Genomic DNA, 15,587 nt, shown 5'->3' on the forward strand with positions numbered 1-15,587 from the left:
CCGTTTCGGGTCGTCCGTCCCTTGCCGTCATGCGGCAAGCCGGCCCCCCGGGCAGGCGGGGTTTTGGCCGAGGCGAGGCCGCGACCAATTGCGGATGAAACCTTCCCCGCCGAAGCGGGGAAGGTGTTTTCATGCGAGGCGCTTACTTGGCGTCGTCGATCGCCTTGACCAGCTCGGTCACCGCCTCGTCGGAGGTCTTGATCTGACCATGGACGAACTTCGAGACGACATCCTTGTAGGCATTGGCGACCGCCGGAGGCGCGCCATAGCCCTGGGCCAGCGAGCCGAACAGCGTGCCGCCGTCATTGGCTGCCTTCAGGTCGGCGATGCCCTTCTTGCCGCAAGCGTCGAAGTCGGTGTCCGGAACGTCGGTACGGGCCGGAACCGAACCCTTGACGACGTTGAAGGCCGACTGGAAGCTCTTCGACAGGGTGGCGGTGGCCAGCGCGACCTGGGCGGCCTTGCGGTCGTCCGGAACGTTGAACATGCCGAACATGTCGGAGTTGTAGATCACCGAGCCGTCCGTGCCCGGGAAGCGATAGCACAGGAAGTCCGTGCCCGGGGTTTTCTTGGCGGCGTGGAACTCACCCTTGGCCCAGTCGCCCATGACCTGCACCAGGGCATCGCCCTTGATGACCATGGCGGTGGCAAGGTTCCAGTCGCGGCCCGAGAAGTTCGGGTCGACATAGGTGACGAGCTTGGCGAGGTTGTCGAACGACTTCTTCATCGTGTCGGACTTGAGCGAAGCATCGTCGAGATCGTTGAAGGCCTTCTTGTAGAACTCAGGTCCGCCGGTCGACAGCACGACCGAGTCGAACATGGTGGCTTCCTGCCAGTTCTGGCCGCCGAGAGCGAGCGGGATCACGCCTGCCGCCTTGGCCTTGTCGAGCAGGGCAATGAAGTCGTCGAAGGTCTTCGGCTCGGTGCCGCCGATCTTGTCCATGACGGCCTTGTTGATCCACAGCCAGTTGACCGAGTGGACGTTGACCGGAGCCGCGACCCACTTGCCTTCATAGACCGAGAACTTCTGCAGGGCGGCCGGAACCGACTTGTCCCAGCCTTCCTTCTTGGCCGTCTCGGTCAGATCGCCCATGACGCCGGCGGCGGCATAGTCGAGCACGGTGTAGCCCAGCATCTGCGAGGCGGTCGGGTAGTTGCCGGCCGCGACCATCGCCTTCAGCGCGGTCATGGCAGCGTCGCCGCCGCCGCCGGCCACCGGCACGTCCTTCCAGGCAAAGCCTTCCTTGGCCAGGTCGCCCTTGAGGACGTTGAGAGCAGCCGCTTCGCCGCCCGACGTCCACCAATGCAGCATCTGCACTTCCTTGACGTCCGCGGCATGCGCCGAGAACGCAAAGCTCGTCGCAAGAGCCGTTCCGATAAGCAGTTTGCGCAACATGTACTTCCTCCCTTGTTGCATTACACGACCGGTGGAGCCCACCGGGTTCTTCCCAACTCAGCCGAGCCACCAACCGGTGCGCTGGCCGCGATGAAACTGGATTGTCTTTTCCTCGGTATAATCCTCGACGGCGCGTTTGCCGAGTTCGCGTCCGAGACCGGACTGCTTGTAGCCTCCGAAAGGCAGCTCGGGATAACCTTCCATGAATGTGTTCACCCAAACCGTCCCCGAACGCACCCCACGCGCCACCGACATGCAAGTGTCGATGCTGGCGCTCCACACGCCTGCCGATAAACCATAGGGCGTGTTGTTGGCGATGTGCAACGCCTTTTCAATCGATTCAAAAGTCAGCACGGAAAGCACCGGGCCGAACACTTCCTCCCGCGCGATGGCCATGTCCTCGGTGACGCCACGGATGATGGTCGGGTCGAGGTATTGGCCGGCATTGGAAGCCAGCTGCTTGCCGCCGCTGTAGACGCGGCTGCCATTGCTTGCTGCTGCCGTAACGTAACCGGCGACTTTGGCCAGGTGGTCCGACGAGATCATGGCGCCGACCTTGGTGCGATCGTCGAGCGGGTCACCAACAACCACCTTGGAAGTAAGTGCCTTCACCGTGCTGAGGAAATCGTCGGCGATCGCCTCGTGCACGATCAGCCGGCTGCCGGCATTGCAGCACTCGCCGGCGTTGAAGAAGCCGCCGAATACTGCCGCATCGGCTGCCGCCTCGAGGTCGGCGTCGGGGAAGACGATCTGGCCGTTCTTGCCGCCAAGCTCCATCGAGACTTTCTTCAGCGACTGCGCGGCCGATGCCATGGTCGTCTTGCCGACGCGGGTGGAGCCGGTGAACGACACCATCTCGACCAGGGGATGGCTGACCATCGGCGCGCCGACATCGGCGCCCAGGCCGGCAAGGATGTTGACGACGCCGGCCGGCAGGCCGGCCTGCATCAGGATGTCGCCGAGCACGAAGGTCGAGGCCGAGGTCATCTCGCTCGGCTTGACGACAGCCGTGCAGCCGGCGGCGAGCGCGAAGGGCAGTTTCTGGCTGACGATCAGGAAGGGGAAATTCCACGGCGTGATGATCGAGACAACCCCGATCGGTTCACGCAGCACGACGCCCAGCATGGCGTCGCCGAGATTGGCGTAGGATTCGCCATGCAGCGTGCGGGCCAGCGATGCGGCATAGCGCCAGATGTCGACGGCGCCGCCGATCTCGCCGCGCGCCTGGGCGATCGGCTTGCCGGATTCCAGCGCGTCGAGCCGTGCGATCTCTTCCAGCCGCGCCTCGATCAGGTCGGCCGCCTTGAGCAGGATCGCGGCGCGGTCGGCCGCTTTCATGCGTGGCCACGGGCCGGTCTCGAACGCCTTGTGCGCGGCCTGGACAGCCGCTTCCACATCCGCCGCGCCGGCCTGTGCATAGTGCGAGACGGTAAAACCATGACCGGGGCTCTTGCGCTCCAGCATGCGGCCGTCGCCGGCATCGACATGCTTGCCGTCGATCAGCAGCCGATAGGTTTTTGGCGCGGCTGATGCCTCGGCGGGCATGGCGATGTTGAGGGGAGCGTTCATGTGGTTCCTCTAGGATCTCGAAAAGGCCGGCTTTTGCCTGGCCTTGAAAGCGCCGACGCCGGCCTTGAGATCGCCGGTCAGGGCGATGAAGCCGCTGGCCAGCGCTTCGACGGCGGCGGCATCTTCCTCGCCTTCGGCGACCGCGATCATCAGCTTGGCGGCTTCCGTTGCCAGCGGCCCGCGCTCGGCGATCTTCTCGGCCCAGGCTTTGGCCTCCGCATGACCCTTGCCGGTTTCGACCACCCGGTCGACCACGCCCAGGGCCAGCGCTTCAGGAGCGAGAAGAACCTCGCCGCCAAGTGCCATGCGACGCACCGTCTGCGCGCCGAAGCGGCGCACGGCGCGCTGCGTGCCGGACCAGCCGGGCACCACGCCGATCGAGGTTTCGGGGAAGCCCAACTTCACCTGTGTTTCCGCCACGCGCAAATCACAAGCCGCGGCCAGTTCCAGCCCGCCGCCCAGCGCATGGCCCGACAGCACGGCAATCGTCGGTTGCCGCAGACGCGCCAGCCGGTCGAAGACACGATGGCCGTAGCGCACCCATTGCACCTGGAAATCGGCGGCGCTCATGGCGGCCCACGCCTCGACGTCGCCGCCGGCACAAAAGCCCTTGCCCTCGCCGCGCAGCAGCACAACACGCACGTCGTTTGCCGTTTCTGCTTCGTCGAGTGCTGCCTCCAGCGCGCGCAGCATCGGAATGTCCAGCGCGTTGAACTTCTCCGGCCGGCGCAAGGTGATGGTGCCGATGGCGCCGTTCTGCTCGAAGGTGACGAGAGGTTCAGCCATGCGCGCCTCCAAGTGACGCGCCACCATTCAGCGACAGGCCGATCGGCTGGTCGCGATAGAGCGCTTCCGGAGTCGTCTTGAGGTCCTTGGCGACGGCCAACGGAATTCCCGACTGCGCCAGCACGTCGCGCTTGAGGTCGATGCCTGGCGCGAGTTCGGTGACGACCAGACCTTCCGGGGTGAGCTTCATGACGCAGCGCTCGGTGACATAGGTGATGTCCTGGCCCTGCGCGACCGCGCGCTTGCCGGAGAAGGAAATGTGCTCGACCTCGGCGACCACCTTCTTGACCTTGCCCTCCTGGTCGATGCGGATGCCGCCATCGGCCAGCGACAGCTTGGCGCCGGCATTGAAGAAGCCGGAGAACACGATCTTCTTCGCCCGCGCGGTGATGTCGACGAAGCCGCCCGCGCCGGCGGTGACATGTGGGCGCGCCGAGAGCTTCGACACGTTGACCGAGCCGTGGCGGTCGATCTGCAGGAAGGACAGCAGCGACGCGTCGAAACCGCCGGCCTGGAAATAGATGAACTGGTGCGGCGACGGCATGAAGGCGTCGGCATTCGACGAACAGCCGAACTTGAAGTCGAGCAGCGGCACGCCGCCGACCGCGCCCTGTTCGATCACCCAGGTGACCTTGCCGTGCTGGCCTTCTTCCAGAAGGATGCGCGGCACATTGGCCGAGATGCCGAAGCCGATATTGACGGCCATGCCGTCCCTAAGCTCCATGGCGACGCGGCGCGCGATCACCTTCTGGACGTTCATCTCGGCGTTGCGGAAGCTCGACAGCGGCCGGAAGATCTCGCCGGAGATCGCCGGGTCGTAGGGCGTCAGCGTCGTCTGCAACTGATCGGGCGCGACGACGATATGGTCGACCAGCACGCCCGGCACGCGCACGTCATGCGGCTTCAGCGTGCCGTTCTCGACGACGCGCTTGACCTGCGCGATGACGACGCCGCCATTGTTGCGGGCGGCCAGCGCCTGCTCGAGACCGCCGAGATAGGCGCCCTCGTGCTCATAGGTCAAGTTACCGCGCTCGTCCGCCGTGGTGGCGCGGATGATCGAGACCTGTGGCACGATCGAGCGGAAATAGAGCCATTCCTCGCCGTCGAATTGCTGCACGGAAACGATCGGCTCGCTGGCGGCCGCGTTCATGGCGCAGCCCTGATGGCGTGGGTCGGCGAAGGTGTCGAGACCGACCTTGGTCAGCACGCCCGGCCGCTTGGCCGCGGCTTCGCGGTGCATGTCGAACAGGATGCCGGACGGGACGTTGTAGGCGGCGACCGAATTGTCGCCGATCATTTTCCAGATCTGCGGCGGCTCGGAAGAGGAGGGACCGGACGGGTAGGAGCCGCACAGTGTTCGCTTCAACAGGCCGGGCTTGGCCAGATGGTCAATGCCCTTGATGCCATACATGTCGCCGGCGGCGATCGGGTGCAGCGTGGTGATGTCCTTGGGATGGCCTTCGCTGTCGAAGCGCTCACCGATCGCGGCAAGCACGGCGTCCGGGCAGCCAAGGCCGCTCGACGACGACACGGAAACGACCATGCCGTCCTTGATGAGGCCCGCTGCCTGCGCTGCCGAAACGACCTTGCTCAATCGATGCTCCCGAGTTTCGGGTCAATCCTGACGACCTTGCCGGAGTTGGCCGACTGAAGCGCTGCCTCGGCAGCGGTGAGCGACCAGATGCCGTCCTCGCCGGTGGCGGCGGGCTGGCCCTCGCCACGGATCGCGGCATGGAACTGGCGTAGCGACCGGGAGTAGAGGTCCTCGCGGTCGAAGCTCAGTTGCTCCTCGCCCTTGGCGGTGCGCAGCATTACCGAGCCGGCCGGCTTCTGCGTCATCACATTGCTGGCGATCAAGGAGCCATCCGAGCCATGCACCTCGAAGCCGGTGTCGGCGAATTTGGTGGTGAAGCCTTCGTGCGACTGCGCGATGACGCCCGACTTGAAGCGCCAGATGCACATGGCGCCGTCCTCCAGCCCGCTGCCGGCCATTCCGGCAGATTGGGTGAAGGCCGAAACCTCGAGGGGATCGTCGCCAAGCACGAAGCGCAGCGTGTCGGCATCATGCACCGTGATGTCGAGCACCACGCCGCCGCCCGCTTCCGGTTTGGTGATGCGCCAGCCCTGCAGGTTTTCCGGCAGATAGACGGAATGGAAGACACGCGCCGCGATCGGCTTGCCGATGCGGCCGGCGGCGATCGCCTCGCGCATGGCGCGATGCGCGCCGGCATTGCGCAGATGGTGGTTGGTGCCGAGTACGATGCCGGCAGCCCTGGCGGCGGCAACCATTGTGCGCGCATCGGCGCTGGTCAGCGCCAGCGGCTTCTCGCACAGCACATGCTTTCCCGCCCTGGCGGCGGCGAGTGCCTGTTCGAGATGCAGTTCGTTGGTGGTCGAGATGTAGACCGCATCGATGTCGGATTTGAGCAGGGCATCAAGCGTCGAAACAGCGGCTGGAATGCCATTTTCCCTGGCATAGGCCGTGGCGCGCTCGGGGCTGGAACTCATCACCGCCGCGATCTCGCCATCGGACTGTGCCCGGATGGCGTTGATCATGAACTGCCTGGCAATCGTGCTCGCGCCGACCAGTCCCCATCTGACGCTCATGCCGCGTCTCCCATTCCCAGGTCCGCGGATCGATTTGGGCCGCAGCTTTCCCTGACGACCAGATTGACGGCGCCGATATGGTCCTCGGCGCGGGTGGTGCGCGACTGGATCATCTTCAGCATGACGTGGGCGGCGCGTTCGCCGAGACCTGCCGTATCCACCGAGACGCTGGTCAGCGCCGGCATGTAGTGCTCGGCCTCGACCACATCGTCGAAACCGACGACGGCGAAATCCGTTCCCGGCTCGAGCCCACGCTTGCGCAATGCCAGCATGACGCCAAAGGCGACGGCGTCGTTGAAGCAGAGGGCCGCGGTCGGCGGCTCAGCCATCGCGAGAGCGGTCTCAAGGCAAGCGATGCCACCTCTGCGGCTGGTCTCGCCCTGGACGACAAGCGTATCGCGGGCGGCGATGCCCAGCGTCTCGCAGGCTTCGCGAAAACCACCCAGTCGCTCCTGATAGACCACCAGGTCCGAAGTGCCGCCGAAGAAGACCAGCCGGCGATGTCCCTTGCCGATCAGATGAGCGGTGGCGAGATAGGCGCCGCGATGATTGTCGGGTGCGATCACCGGGATGCGGCTTTCAGGCAGCCGACGCATGGCGAAGACGACCGGCACGCCCGCCGTTTCCAGGCGCCGGAAGGCGCCCAGCGTGGTGCCGCGCGCCGGTGACACGATGAGGCCGGCGACGCCTTGCTCCATCAGCGATTTCAGCACCTCTTCCTGACGCACGGGGTTCTCCGCCGTGTTGGCGATGAATGGCACGATGCCGGCCGACTGGAAGACGCGCTCCATGCCGACCGCCAGTTCCGCGAAGAAAGGATTGGTGAGATCGTTGATGACCATGCCGATGACGTTGGAATGGGCCTTGCGCAGATTGGCGGCGCCGCGGTTGTAGACGTAACCGACATCCTCGATCGCCTTGCGCACCTTGACCGCGGTTTCAGGCCGGATCAGCCCGCTGCCCTGGAGCACGAGCGATACCGTCGATTTGGACACGCCAGCCTCGCGGGCAATGTCGAATATCGTCGCCTTGGCCCGGCTGGCCATCCCGATGCGTGCTCCCGGTTGTCTCGATCAAATCTATTGGAACGTTCTAATCCTTGCTCCTAGGATGAGTCAATCGCGATTTTTTCTCCATCTAGAAAATTGATCGGCGAGCGCTGAATGCCATGCGCTATAACGGTTGCCGTGCTGCAATGCAGCATTTTCCTCTGGATGGGCGAAGATTCGCAAAGCATCTTGATTTATTGGAACGTTCCATTTATAGGCGCGAAGAAGGGAGAGTTCGATGGACATTGCCTTGCCTGGTGAAGAGGGCCGCAGCGCCCGCTACCGTCTGGTCGGCCAGCCGGCGCGGCCGGTGATCGGCGCGCGGTTTTCCCGCATCGCCTATGCCGCCGCGCACGTCGTCGCCGATCCGCTTGCGATGACCGATCCGTGGTCGCGGCCGGTGGTCGACTGGGAACGGACCATGGCCTTCCGTCACCATTTGTGGCGGCTCGGCTTCCGCATCGCCGAAGCCATGGACACGTCGCAGCGCGGCATGGGTTTCGACTGGACAAGCGCACAAGAATTGATCCGTCGATCGATTGCCGAGGCACGCACCGTCGACGGCGCCGACCTTGCGTCGGGCGCTGGAACCGACCATCTGGCGCCGGCCGCCGCCAGGACGCTCGACGATGTGATCAGCGCCTATGAGGAGCAATTCGCTTTCATCGAAGGCCTTGGCGGCAAGGCGATCATGATGGCCAGCCGGGCGCTGGCGGCAGTCGCCAAGGGCCCGGAAGATTATAGCTGTGTCTATGACCGCATTCTGAGCCAGGCCTCCGGCAAGGTCATCCTGCATTGGCTGGGCGACATGTTCGACCCCGCGCTGAAAGGCTATTGGGGCAGCAGCGATTTCGAGACCGCGCTGGACACGGTCGTCGCCATCATCGAACGCCACGCCGGGAAGGTCGAAGGGATAAAGATCTCCCTGCTCGACGCCGGCAAGGAGGTCGCGCTCAGGAACCGGCTGCCCGAAGGGGTCGTCATGTTCACCGGCGACGATTTCAACTATCCCGAGCTGATCGCCGGCGACGGTAAGAGACACTCGCACGCTCTGCTCGGCATCTTCGATGCGATTGCGCCGATCGCCAATGCCGCGCTGGCGAAGCTGGCGGACGGCGACCACGCCGGCTATGACGCGCTGATGGCGCCGACGGTGCCGCTGTCGCGCAAGATCTTCGAGGCGCCGACCGAATACTACAAGGCCGGCATTGTCTTCATGGCATGGCTGAACGGCCACCAGGATCATTTCTCGATGATCGGCGGCATGCAGTCGGCACGCGGCATCCGCCACTACGCCGATGTCTTCCGGCTCGCCGACCAGGCGGGATTGCTGGCCGATCCGGAGGTGGCCATCACCAGGATGAAGAGCCTCTGCGCCGTCGCCGGCGTCTGAGCTACGGGAAGTTGGGCCAAAAGAATCCCCGCGCGGGGATTTGCGTCGTTGGTTTGAATCTGTATTGCGGGAGTGCAGATCAGGGACCAATAGAGCGATGGCAGACAAAGTGGCGCTCATCACCGGTGTAACCGGCCAGGACGGAGCTTATCTGGCACAGCTGCTTTTGCAGAAGGGCTATGTCGTCCACGGCATCAAGCGCCGCTCGTCTTCGTTCAACACCGAGCGCGTCGACGACATCTATATCGATCCGCATGAGCGCGACGCCCGTTTCTTCCTGCACTATGGCGACCTCACGGACGCCACCAACCTGATCCGTCTGGTTCAGGAGACACAGCCGGACGAAATCTACAATCTCGGCGCCCAGAGCCACGTCCAGGTGAGTTTCGAGACGCCTGAATACACAGGCAATGCCGATGCGTTGGGAACGCTCAGGCTGCTGGAGGCAATCCGCATCCTGCGGCTGGAAAAAACGGTGCGTTTCTACCAGGCATCGACGTCGGAACTCTATGGCAGAGCACTGGAAGTTCCGCAGCGCGAGACGACGCCCTTTCAGCCGCGCTCGCCCTATGCCGCGGCGAAGCTCTATGCCTACTGGATCACGGTCAATTATCGCGAGGCCTATGGCATGTTTGCCGCCAATGGCATCCTGTTCAACCATGAGAGCCCGACCCGTGGCGAAACCTTCGTGACCCGCAAGATCACACGCGCCGTCGCCTCCATACATCGTGGCCTGCAGGAGACACTCTATCTCGGCAATATCGACGCCAGGCGCGACTGGGGTCATGCGCGCGACTATGTCGAGGGCATGTGGCGCATCCTGCAGCACGACGAGGCGGACGACTTTGTGCTGGCGACGGGCGAGGCGCATTCGGTGCGCGAATTCGTCGAACTGGCCTTTGCTGAAACCGGGCGGACCATTCGTTGGCAGGGCACGGGCGTGGACGAGATCGGCATCGATGCCGGCTCGGGCGCCGCGCTGGTGCGCATCGACCCGCGCTATTTCAGGCCGACCGAGGTCGACCTGCTTGTCGGCGATGCATCCAAGGCCAAGGCGAAGCTCGGCTGGTCGCATGTGACCGGTTTCAAGGACCTGGTGGCGGAGATGGTGCGGGCTGATCTGGCACGCGTCGCCGCTGATGCCAGGCACGGCTATTCCTGACAAGGGCAGGGCGATGAACGAGGCCTTCGACCTCAGGGGCAAGCGGGTTTTCGTGGCCGGACATCGCGGCATGGTCGGCTCCGCCATCGTGCGCAGGCTGGCGAGTGAGGACTGCGAGATCCTGACCGTGGCGCGCGCCGAGCTCGATCTCCTCGATCAGGCCGGCGTGCGGCGCTGGATGGCCGATCATCGGCCCGATGCCGTGGTGATGGCGGCCGCCAAGGTCGGCGGCATCCTGGCCAATGACAGGTTTCCGGCCGATTTCCTGTATGAGAACATCGCGCTACAGACCAATGTCATCGAAGCTGCTTTTCGCAGTGAGGTTGGCAAACTGCTGTTTCTCGGCTCGTCCTGTATCTACCCGAAATTCGCGCCGCAGCCGATCCCGGAGGATGCGCTGCTGACCGGGCCGCTGGAGCCAACCAATGAGTGGTATGCGATCGCCAAGATCGCAGGCTTGAAGCTGTGCCAGGCCTATCGGCGCCAGTACGGCGTCGACTATATCTCGGCGATGCCAACCAATCTCTATGGTCCGGGTGACAATTTCCACCTTGAATCCGGTCACGTCATACCCGCATTGATGCGCAAGGCGCATGAAGCAAAGCAGGCTGGTCGCAAGAGCCTGCAGGTATGGGGATCGGGCAAACCGATGCGCGAGTTCCTGCATGTCGACGATGCAGCCGATGCGCTGGTCTTCCTCTTGAAAACCTACACTGGTGAAAGCCATGTCAATGTCGGTACGGGTCAAGACATCACCATCGCCGAATTGGCCAGGACGGTCACCTCGGTCGTCAGCGGCGACGCGAAGATTACATTCGATACGACCAAGCCGGATGGCACACCGCGCAAGTTGCTGGACGTCTCGCGGCTGTTTGCCACTGGCTGGCGGCCCCGGTATTCGCTGCGCAGCGGGCTGGAGCAGACATATGCATGGTTCCTCCGGCATATCGAAGCCGGCCAGGTCCGGCTATCAGCGCCCGAAAGTTGACGCCGCTTGAGCGATTTCTCCATGATGACATTGGCGGCGACCAGGGCAGACGGCCTTGGAGGGCGCCTGCTCGCCATGGTCAACGCAAAATGTCTCGCCGACAAACTGGGTTGCCGTTTCGGCTTCACCTGGAACGGCCGATCCATCGACGACATGCAATTCCACATTGTCGATTCCGTCGACAAGGTTTTTGCCACCCGCTTTATCGAAAAACACTGGCTGGGCGAGAAGATCGACGCAGCCCGGTACGGTGTCCTCGACGGTACACGATTCACGCGGTCCAGCCTGGCAGCCGATGCCCGTCAAAACGGTTGCCAAGGATGGATCTGCGATGATTTCCGCATCCTAAAATCGTTCCGGCAGGGGTGGTTCAGGGCGATGCTGCCAGCCAACAGGTCGGCCCGGTCGAGGCATCGGACGTTTGGCACGCTTGGCTTTTCCGAACCCGTGAGAGCAACCATGGCCGCCGCCGACGGGCGTCGGTTTTCCCGGCCGATGGCCGCGCTGCACCTGCGCAGCGGCGACATCATCCACGGCAACTACCGCTCGCGGTTGGAGTTTTGCGATAAGGTCATTCCCGCACCGCTGGCCAAGGCGATCGTGTCGAAACTGGCGTCAAAAGGCCTGACGACGCTGGTGATCGGCCAGGACCGGGCAACGCTCGACTATCTGAAATCGGAGACTGGAGCCTTCCTCTCCGACGATTTCGGAGCGGGCCAGTTCGAAGACGAGACACTCAAGGCGTTTTTCGAAATGGCATTGATGGCTCGGTGTCGGCAGATTTATGCGGGAAGCAGCGTGTTCGCGACAATGTCCTCGGTGATGGGGGGTATCCGGGTCTTCCGACCAAAAGCCTTGTTCGGCGAACGTGGAACAGCGACGGCCATCCTGGACGAATTGAAGGTTCGGCAATCCGATTACCATCCGCTGGAGGCGGCCTTTGGCTATCAGTCGGCCTTCCTGCTTCTGGAGGACAGCATCAGCCCAGCGCAGGCGCGGGGAATTCTCGAAAAGGCGGCCGCGCTCGATCCGCAAAACCCCGCCTATGCGCTGAAGATGGCGGCCTGCTATTTTCGGGACCAGAATTATCGAGGCGGCGAGGCAATTCTGAAAGCGTTCATGCTCAGGGAAATCGATGCCGACGCCGAAAATTCCATGCAGATCATGCAGGTTTTGACCGGCCCCTCGTGGCGCGGCCATGTCATGGCTCGTGACTTCGAACTCTACTTTGCCGCGGCCAAGGCTGGCTATCCCTACGCCGCGGCATGCTCTGCCCATATCCTTCACACGGCTCTGGGCAAGACCGAGGCCGCCTTGGCAATGGCTGCGCTATCACTCGAGGCGGAACCCGCCAACCGGCTTTTCCGGGACATCGAATTGGCGGTCCGGACAGCCGCGACGGCAAATGACAGCTCGCCCTTGCGCGTTTAGCCGCCGGTTTGCGCTTTCGAACTTCGCAGTGGATTGGAACAGACATATGCATGGTTTCTCCGCCACATTGAAAAGGGCGATGTCCGGCTCGGGACCGCATGACGACAGGTCGATGTTGATTGCCGTCAACAGGGATGACGGGCTCGGCGGCCGCCTGCTGGCCATGGCCAACGCAAAGTCACTCGCCGACAGGCTCGGCTACCGTTTCGGCTTCACCTGGAACAGTAGGGATATCACCGACCAGGAATCCCATACCGTCGACGTGGTCGGGAAAATCTTCTCCGCCGCCTTCATCGAGAAGCACTGGCTGGGTGAGAAGATCAAGGCCTCCGATTTCGGCGTCCTTGGCGGCACCGCGTTCACGCCATCGGACCTTGACGCGGCTGCAAGACAGGGAACGCTGCGCGGCTGGATCTGCGACGACTTCGACGTCCTCGATTTCTTCCGCGACGATGATGCCGAACCGGTGCGAAGGTCCGAAGCGCTGCGAGCCTTCGGGTTCTCGCCGGCCGTGCGGCAGGCGCTCGACGCGGCCGGCAAATGCCGCTTTCCCGGCCCGATGGCTGCCTTGCATCTTCGCAGCGGCGACATCGTCTACGGCCATCATCGCAGACGGCTGGTTTTCGCCGACAAGGTCATTCCCTCGACTTTGGCCAAGGCGATCGTGTCGGAACTTTCGTCGAGGGGCCTGACAACCCTCCTGATCGGTCAGGACCATGCCACGCTCGACTATCTCAAGGCCGAAACCGGGGCGCTGCGGACCGACGACTTCGGGGCCGGAGACTTCAGGGGGGAGGAAGCCCTCAGCGCATTCTTCGAGATGGCGCTGATGGCAAGATGCCAGCAGATCCATGCCGGAGGCAGCATCTATGCGGCGGTGGCATCGGTGATGGGCGATGTCCCTTGCGTCGGCGCCAGCGCGCTGTTCAGCAAGTCGCGCGCGGCGGAAATCATCCTGGAAGAGTTGCGGGCGCACCAATCCGACTATCACCCGCTCGAGGCTGCCTTTGGCTATCAATGGACCCTTCTGACCCTGGAAGACGAGATCAGTCCGGCGCGAGCAAGGGAGCTTCTGGAGAAAGCCCAGATGCTGGACCCGCGAAACGACGCCTATGACCTGAAAATGGCGGCAGCCTGTTTTCGTGATGGTGATCCTGCCTCGGGCGAGGCGATCCTGAAATCGCTGATGACCAGCCAGTCCATGGCGCGCTCCAAGATTCCCTTGCCGATGATGGACATCCTGACCGATCGGCTCGGCGGTCGCCTGACGATGGAGAAGGACTTCGAGGTTTTCTTCGCGGCGGCGAACGCTGGCCATCCCTACGCCATGGCTTGCTCGGCCTATATCCTTCTCGAAGTGCTGGGGAACAGGACGTCGGCAGTGGAGATGGCGGCAAGGCTGGTGAAGACGGAGCCTGGAAACCCTATTTTCAGGAGAATCAGGCGGCGTGTTGCGTTGGGCAAGAAGCCGAAATCCGGCAGAATGGCGAGAGCCATGTGGCGGCTCGGCCGGCTGAGGACGTCCTGGCTCTAAGCTGCGATCGAACACAGGTCTCGAGGCTTCGCGGCGTGATTGCCGCGGCGATCGAGATGATGTGCGGCTGGCGGTGCGGAGGTCTCATCAGGACCGTCCGCCATGCAGGCATGGAAGTAATTCGCCGGCATCGGCATTTTTCTTTTGAACCATTTCTCCTGGGATCGCGACCAAGCGGCGTGTCCAAACATGGTCCATCAAGGAGAAGGTCTTATGCTTACTGTTTCAAGAAACGTCCTTTTGGCCGCCCTCGCCGTTTCGGTGCTGGCCGGCTGCAAGACAACCAGCCCCAGGGAATGCGACAAGCTGAAGCCGAGCGTCACTTACAACGGCAAATGCTGCGGTGTCGGCGATGCGCCTTGCCGCGAAGGCAAGGGCGGCAGCGACAGGCCCGGAAACACGCCAGATCCAGAACCGCAATGATCTGATCGTGCGCACCGTCCTGGCTTAGGCCAGGGCGGTTCTGCAACGGGCTTCTCGTAGTTCGACGAACCTGCGGGGCTCGGTGGGGAAAACGGGAGTTATTTGGGGGTAGCAGCGGGCTGTCGGATGTAGGAGCTCAATGAGCTGCGAAGGGCTGAATTGGTTCGCTTTTCCCGGTCAATCTATTGAAACCAGGCTGAGGTCCGTGACCTACGGATTTGTAACAACCCTCAGCGCTGGCCAAGATCATCTGGGGATCGCTTCGCCTTTTGTTCTGAGCTTGTGACTTTCTGGCTACATACATAACTGACAAAGCTGATACACTTTGGTGCTTGTCGAATTCGGTGGGGATTCTGATGAAGAGTTTCTTGCTCGCTTCAGTTTTTGGTCTCGCACTGTGCGCACCTGTGATGGCTGCCGATATGGCAACGCCAACCGTAACGCCAGAATGGACATGGCAAGGGCCTTATGCAGGCGTGTTTGGTGCGGGAACGCTTGAGCACTACAAGATTCACGAGCCGAACATCGGCGCCAGTGCCACGCACAGTGTTGGCTCGGCGACCCTTGGCGGTTTTGCCGGTTACAACTTCCAATCGGGCAAGGTCGTCTACGGTGTTGAAGGCGAACTGGGCTATCGCTTCAAGAAGTCGTCCTTCGATGATGTCCCTGGCCCGGGCAGACTGGACGCCTCGCTCGGCTTGTTCGGTTCGCTGAAGGGCAGGGTCGGTGTCGATATGGGCGCCTATATGCCCTTCGTGACAGCAGGTGTCACCGCAACCCGGCTGAAGACAAACGCAATCGGCTTCTCGGAGCAGGACGCGACGCTTGTTGGCGGCATTGTCGGTGCTGGTATCGATGTGGCGCTGACCCACAACGTCTTCCTGCGCGGCGAATACGACTTCTCGTTCTTCGGCAAGAAGACGCTTGAATATTGTGGCGGCGGCTGCGTGCTCGAACACACAGTTCAGACACATGATTTCAGGGTCGGTGTCGCGATGAAGTTCTAACTGCCCTTGGCCGCTATATAGGCACGGGCTTCCGCGATCACACCAAAACTCCAGCGTGCGAATCAGCGATAACTTGCAACGCGGCGGACCTGACGGTTCGCCGGCCGATGGGGTTGCCGCAACAAAGAACTATCCCTGATCCGATGGCGCTGCCATGTGGCAGAGGCTATCGGCCAAATCTTTGAAAGGATGGTGGGCGTGACAGGGATTGAACCTGTGACCCCTGCAATGTCAATGCAGTG

The 15,587-nt window shown here is 62.8% G+C and carries 15 protein-coding genes; 7 read left to right on the top strand and 8 right to left on the bottom strand.

What is annotated here, in order from left to right:
- Nucleotides 1-142: 142 nt before the first annotated feature.
- The 7 genes from NR193_RS14290 to NR193_RS14320 form a co-directional block, all read right to left on the bottom strand.
- The gene (locus NR193_RS14290) at nucleotides 143-1,396 is read right to left on the bottom strand and encodes an ABC transporter substrate-binding protein (RefSeq protein WP_256751451.1); all 1,254 of its coding nucleotides are present in this window, start codon (nucleotides 1,394-1,396) and stop codon (nucleotides 143-145) included.
- A 57-nt stretch (nucleotides 1,397-1,453) separates the two neighbouring features.
- The gene (locus tag NR193_RS14295; RefSeq protein ID WP_256751452.1) at nucleotides 1,454-2,965 is read right to left on the bottom strand and encodes an aldehyde dehydrogenase family protein; all 1,512 of its coding nucleotides are present in this window, start codon (nucleotides 2,963-2,965) and stop codon (nucleotides 1,454-1,456) included.
- A gap of 9 nt (nucleotides 2,966-2,974) precedes the next feature.
- Nucleotides 2,975-3,751 (bottom strand): enoyl-CoA hydratase/isomerase family protein, encoded by a 777-nt coding sequence (locus tag NR193_RS14300; RefSeq protein ID WP_256751453.1) that lies wholly within the window; start codon nucleotides 3,749-3,751, stop codon nucleotides 2,975-2,977.
- A complete protein-coding gene (locus NR193_RS14305) occupies nucleotides 3,744-5,345 on the bottom strand; it encodes an acyl CoA:acetate/3-ketoacid CoA transferase (protein ID WP_375162706.1) in 1,602 nt (533 codons plus the stop codon). Before NR193_RS14305 ends, NR193_RS14300 begins: the two co-directional genes overlap by 8 nt.
- Nucleotides 5,342-6,358 carry a Gfo/Idh/MocA family protein gene (locus NR193_RS14310; RefSeq protein ID WP_256751454.1) on the bottom strand — a complete coding sequence of 339 codons (1,017 nt, stop codon included), beginning with the start codon at nucleotides 6,356-6,358 and terminating at the stop codon, nucleotides 5,342-5,344. The genes NR193_RS14305 and NR193_RS14310 overlap by 4 nt, the downstream gene beginning before the upstream one ends.
- Complete coding sequence (locus tag NR193_RS14315; protein ID WP_256751455.1) at nucleotides 6,355-7,404, bottom strand: LacI family DNA-binding transcriptional regulator; 1,050 nt, start codon at nucleotides 7,402-7,404, stop codon at nucleotides 6,355-6,357. The genes NR193_RS14310 and NR193_RS14315 overlap by 4 nt, the downstream gene beginning before the upstream one ends.
- Nucleotides 7,405-7,473: 69 nt before the next feature.
- Entirely contained in the window at nucleotides 7,474-7,653 is a 180-nt protein-coding gene (locus NR193_RS14320; protein ID WP_256751456.1) for a hypothetical protein, read from the bottom strand.
- Between NR193_RS14320 and NR193_RS14325 the strand changes: the two genes are divergently transcribed.
- The 3 genes from NR193_RS14325 to NR193_RS14335 all read left to right on the top strand — a co-directional run bounded on the left by NR193_RS14325 (nucleotide 7,646) and on the right by NR193_RS14335 (nucleotide 10,950).
- A complete protein-coding gene (locus NR193_RS14325; RefSeq protein WP_256751457.1) occupies nucleotides 7,646-8,800 on the top strand; it encodes a dihydrodipicolinate synthase family protein in 1,155 nt (384 codons plus the stop codon). The genes NR193_RS14320 and NR193_RS14325 overlap by 8 nt on opposite strands.
- 97 nt (nucleotides 8,801-8,897) lie before the next feature.
- Nucleotides 8,898-9,962, top strand: coding sequence for a GDP-mannose 4,6-dehydratase (gene gmd / locus NR193_RS14330; protein WP_256751458.1), 1,065 nt, complete (start codon nucleotides 8,898-8,900; stop codon nucleotides 9,960-9,962).
- Nucleotides 9,963-9,975: 13 nt separating this feature from the next.
- Nucleotides 9,976-10,950, top strand: a complete 975-nt coding sequence (locus tag NR193_RS14335; protein WP_256751459.1) for a GDP-L-fucose synthase — start codon at nucleotides 9,976-9,978, stop codon at nucleotides 10,948-10,950.
- On the opposite strand, the gene NR193_RS14340 is transcribed toward NR193_RS14335, so the two are convergent.
- The gene (locus NR193_RS14340; protein WP_256751460.1) at nucleotides 10,933-11,268 is read right to left on the bottom strand and encodes a hypothetical protein; all 336 of its coding nucleotides are present in this window, start codon (nucleotides 11,266-11,268) and stop codon (nucleotides 10,933-10,935) included. The two genes, NR193_RS14335 and NR193_RS14340, sit on opposite strands and share 18 nt — an antisense overlap.
- A 141-nt stretch (nucleotides 11,269-11,409) precedes the next feature.
- On the opposite strand from NR193_RS14340, the gene NR193_RS14345 reads away from it, so the two are divergent.
- The 4 genes from NR193_RS14345 to NR193_RS14360 all read left to right on the top strand — a co-directional run bounded on the left by NR193_RS14345 (nucleotide 11,410) and on the right by NR193_RS14360 (nucleotide 15,345).
- A complete protein-coding gene (locus NR193_RS14345) occupies nucleotides 11,410-12,381 on the top strand; it encodes a hypothetical protein (protein ID WP_256751461.1) in 972 nt (323 codons plus the stop codon).
- 46 nt (nucleotides 12,382-12,427) lie between these two features.
- Nucleotides 12,428-13,915 carry a hypothetical protein gene (locus NR193_RS14350; protein ID WP_256751462.1) on the top strand — a complete coding sequence of 496 codons (1,488 nt, stop codon included), beginning with the start codon at nucleotides 12,428-12,430 and terminating at the stop codon, nucleotides 13,913-13,915.
- Nucleotides 13,916-14,128: 213 nt separating this feature from the next.
- Nucleotides 14,129-14,338 carry a hypothetical protein gene (locus tag NR193_RS14355; RefSeq protein ID WP_256751463.1) on the top strand — a complete coding sequence of 70 codons (210 nt, stop codon included), beginning with the start codon at nucleotides 14,129-14,131 and terminating at the stop codon, nucleotides 14,336-14,338.
- Nucleotides 14,339-14,694: 356 nt separating this feature from the next.
- Entirely contained in the window at nucleotides 14,695-15,345 is a 651-nt protein-coding gene (locus NR193_RS14360) for an outer membrane protein (RefSeq protein WP_256751464.1), read from the top strand.
- Nucleotides 15,346-15,587 lie beyond the last annotated feature (242 nt).

The sequence above is a fragment of the Mesorhizobium sp. Mes31 genome (assembly GCF_024519675.1).
Taxonomy (GTDB): domain Bacteria; phylum Pseudomonadota; class Alphaproteobacteria; order Rhizobiales; family Rhizobiaceae; genus Mesorhizobium.

Excerpts from the sequence above, each read along its gene's own strand:
- NR193_RS14295 (WP_256751452.1), bottom strand. The coding sequence starts at position 2,965 with ATGAACGCTCCCCTCAACATCGCCATGCCCGCCGAGGCATCAGCCGCG.
- NR193_RS14290 (WP_256751451.1), bottom strand. The coding sequence starts at position 1,396 with ATGTTGCGCAAACTGCTTATCGGAACGGCTCTTGCGACGAGCTTTGCG.
- NR193_RS14325 (WP_256751457.1), top strand. The coding sequence starts at position 7,646 with ATGGACATTGCCTTGCCTGGTGAAGAGGGCCGCAGCGCCCGCTACCGT.
- gmd (WP_256751458.1), top strand. The coding sequence starts at position 8,898 with ATGGCAGACAAAGTGGCGCTCATCACCGGTGTAACCGGCCAGGACGGA.
- NR193_RS14355 (WP_256751463.1), top strand. The coding sequence starts at position 14,129 with ATGCTTACTGTTTCAAGAAACGTCCTTTTGGCCGCCCTCGCCGTTTCG.
- NR193_RS14360 (WP_256751464.1), top strand. The coding sequence starts at position 14,695 with ATGAAGAGTTTCTTGCTCGCTTCAGTTTTTGGTCTCGCACTGTGCGCA.
- NR193_RS14350 (WP_256751462.1), top strand. The coding sequence starts at position 12,428 with ATGCATGGTTTCTCCGCCACATTGAAAAGGGCGATGTCCGGCTCGGGA.
- NR193_RS14310 (WP_256751454.1), bottom strand. The coding sequence starts at position 6,358 with ATGAGCGTCAGATGGGGACTGGTCGGCGCGAGCACGATTGCCAGGCAG.
- NR193_RS14335 (WP_256751459.1), top strand. The coding sequence starts at position 9,976 with ATGAACGAGGCCTTCGACCTCAGGGGCAAGCGGGTTTTCGTGGCCGGA.
- NR193_RS14345 (WP_256751461.1), top strand. The coding sequence starts at position 11,410 with ATGGCCGCCGCCGACGGGCGTCGGTTTTCCCGGCCGATGGCCGCGCTG.
- NR193_RS14315 (WP_256751455.1), bottom strand. The coding sequence starts at position 7,404 with ATGGCCAGCCGGGCCAAGGCGACGATATTCGACATTGCCCGCGAGGCT.
- NR193_RS14300 (WP_256751453.1), bottom strand. The coding sequence starts at position 3,751 with ATGGCTGAACCTCTCGTCACCTTCGAGCAGAACGGCGCCATCGGCACC.
- NR193_RS14320 (WP_256751456.1), bottom strand. The coding sequence starts at position 7,653 with ATGTCCATCGAACTCTCCCTTCTTCGCGCCTATAAATGGAACGTTCCA.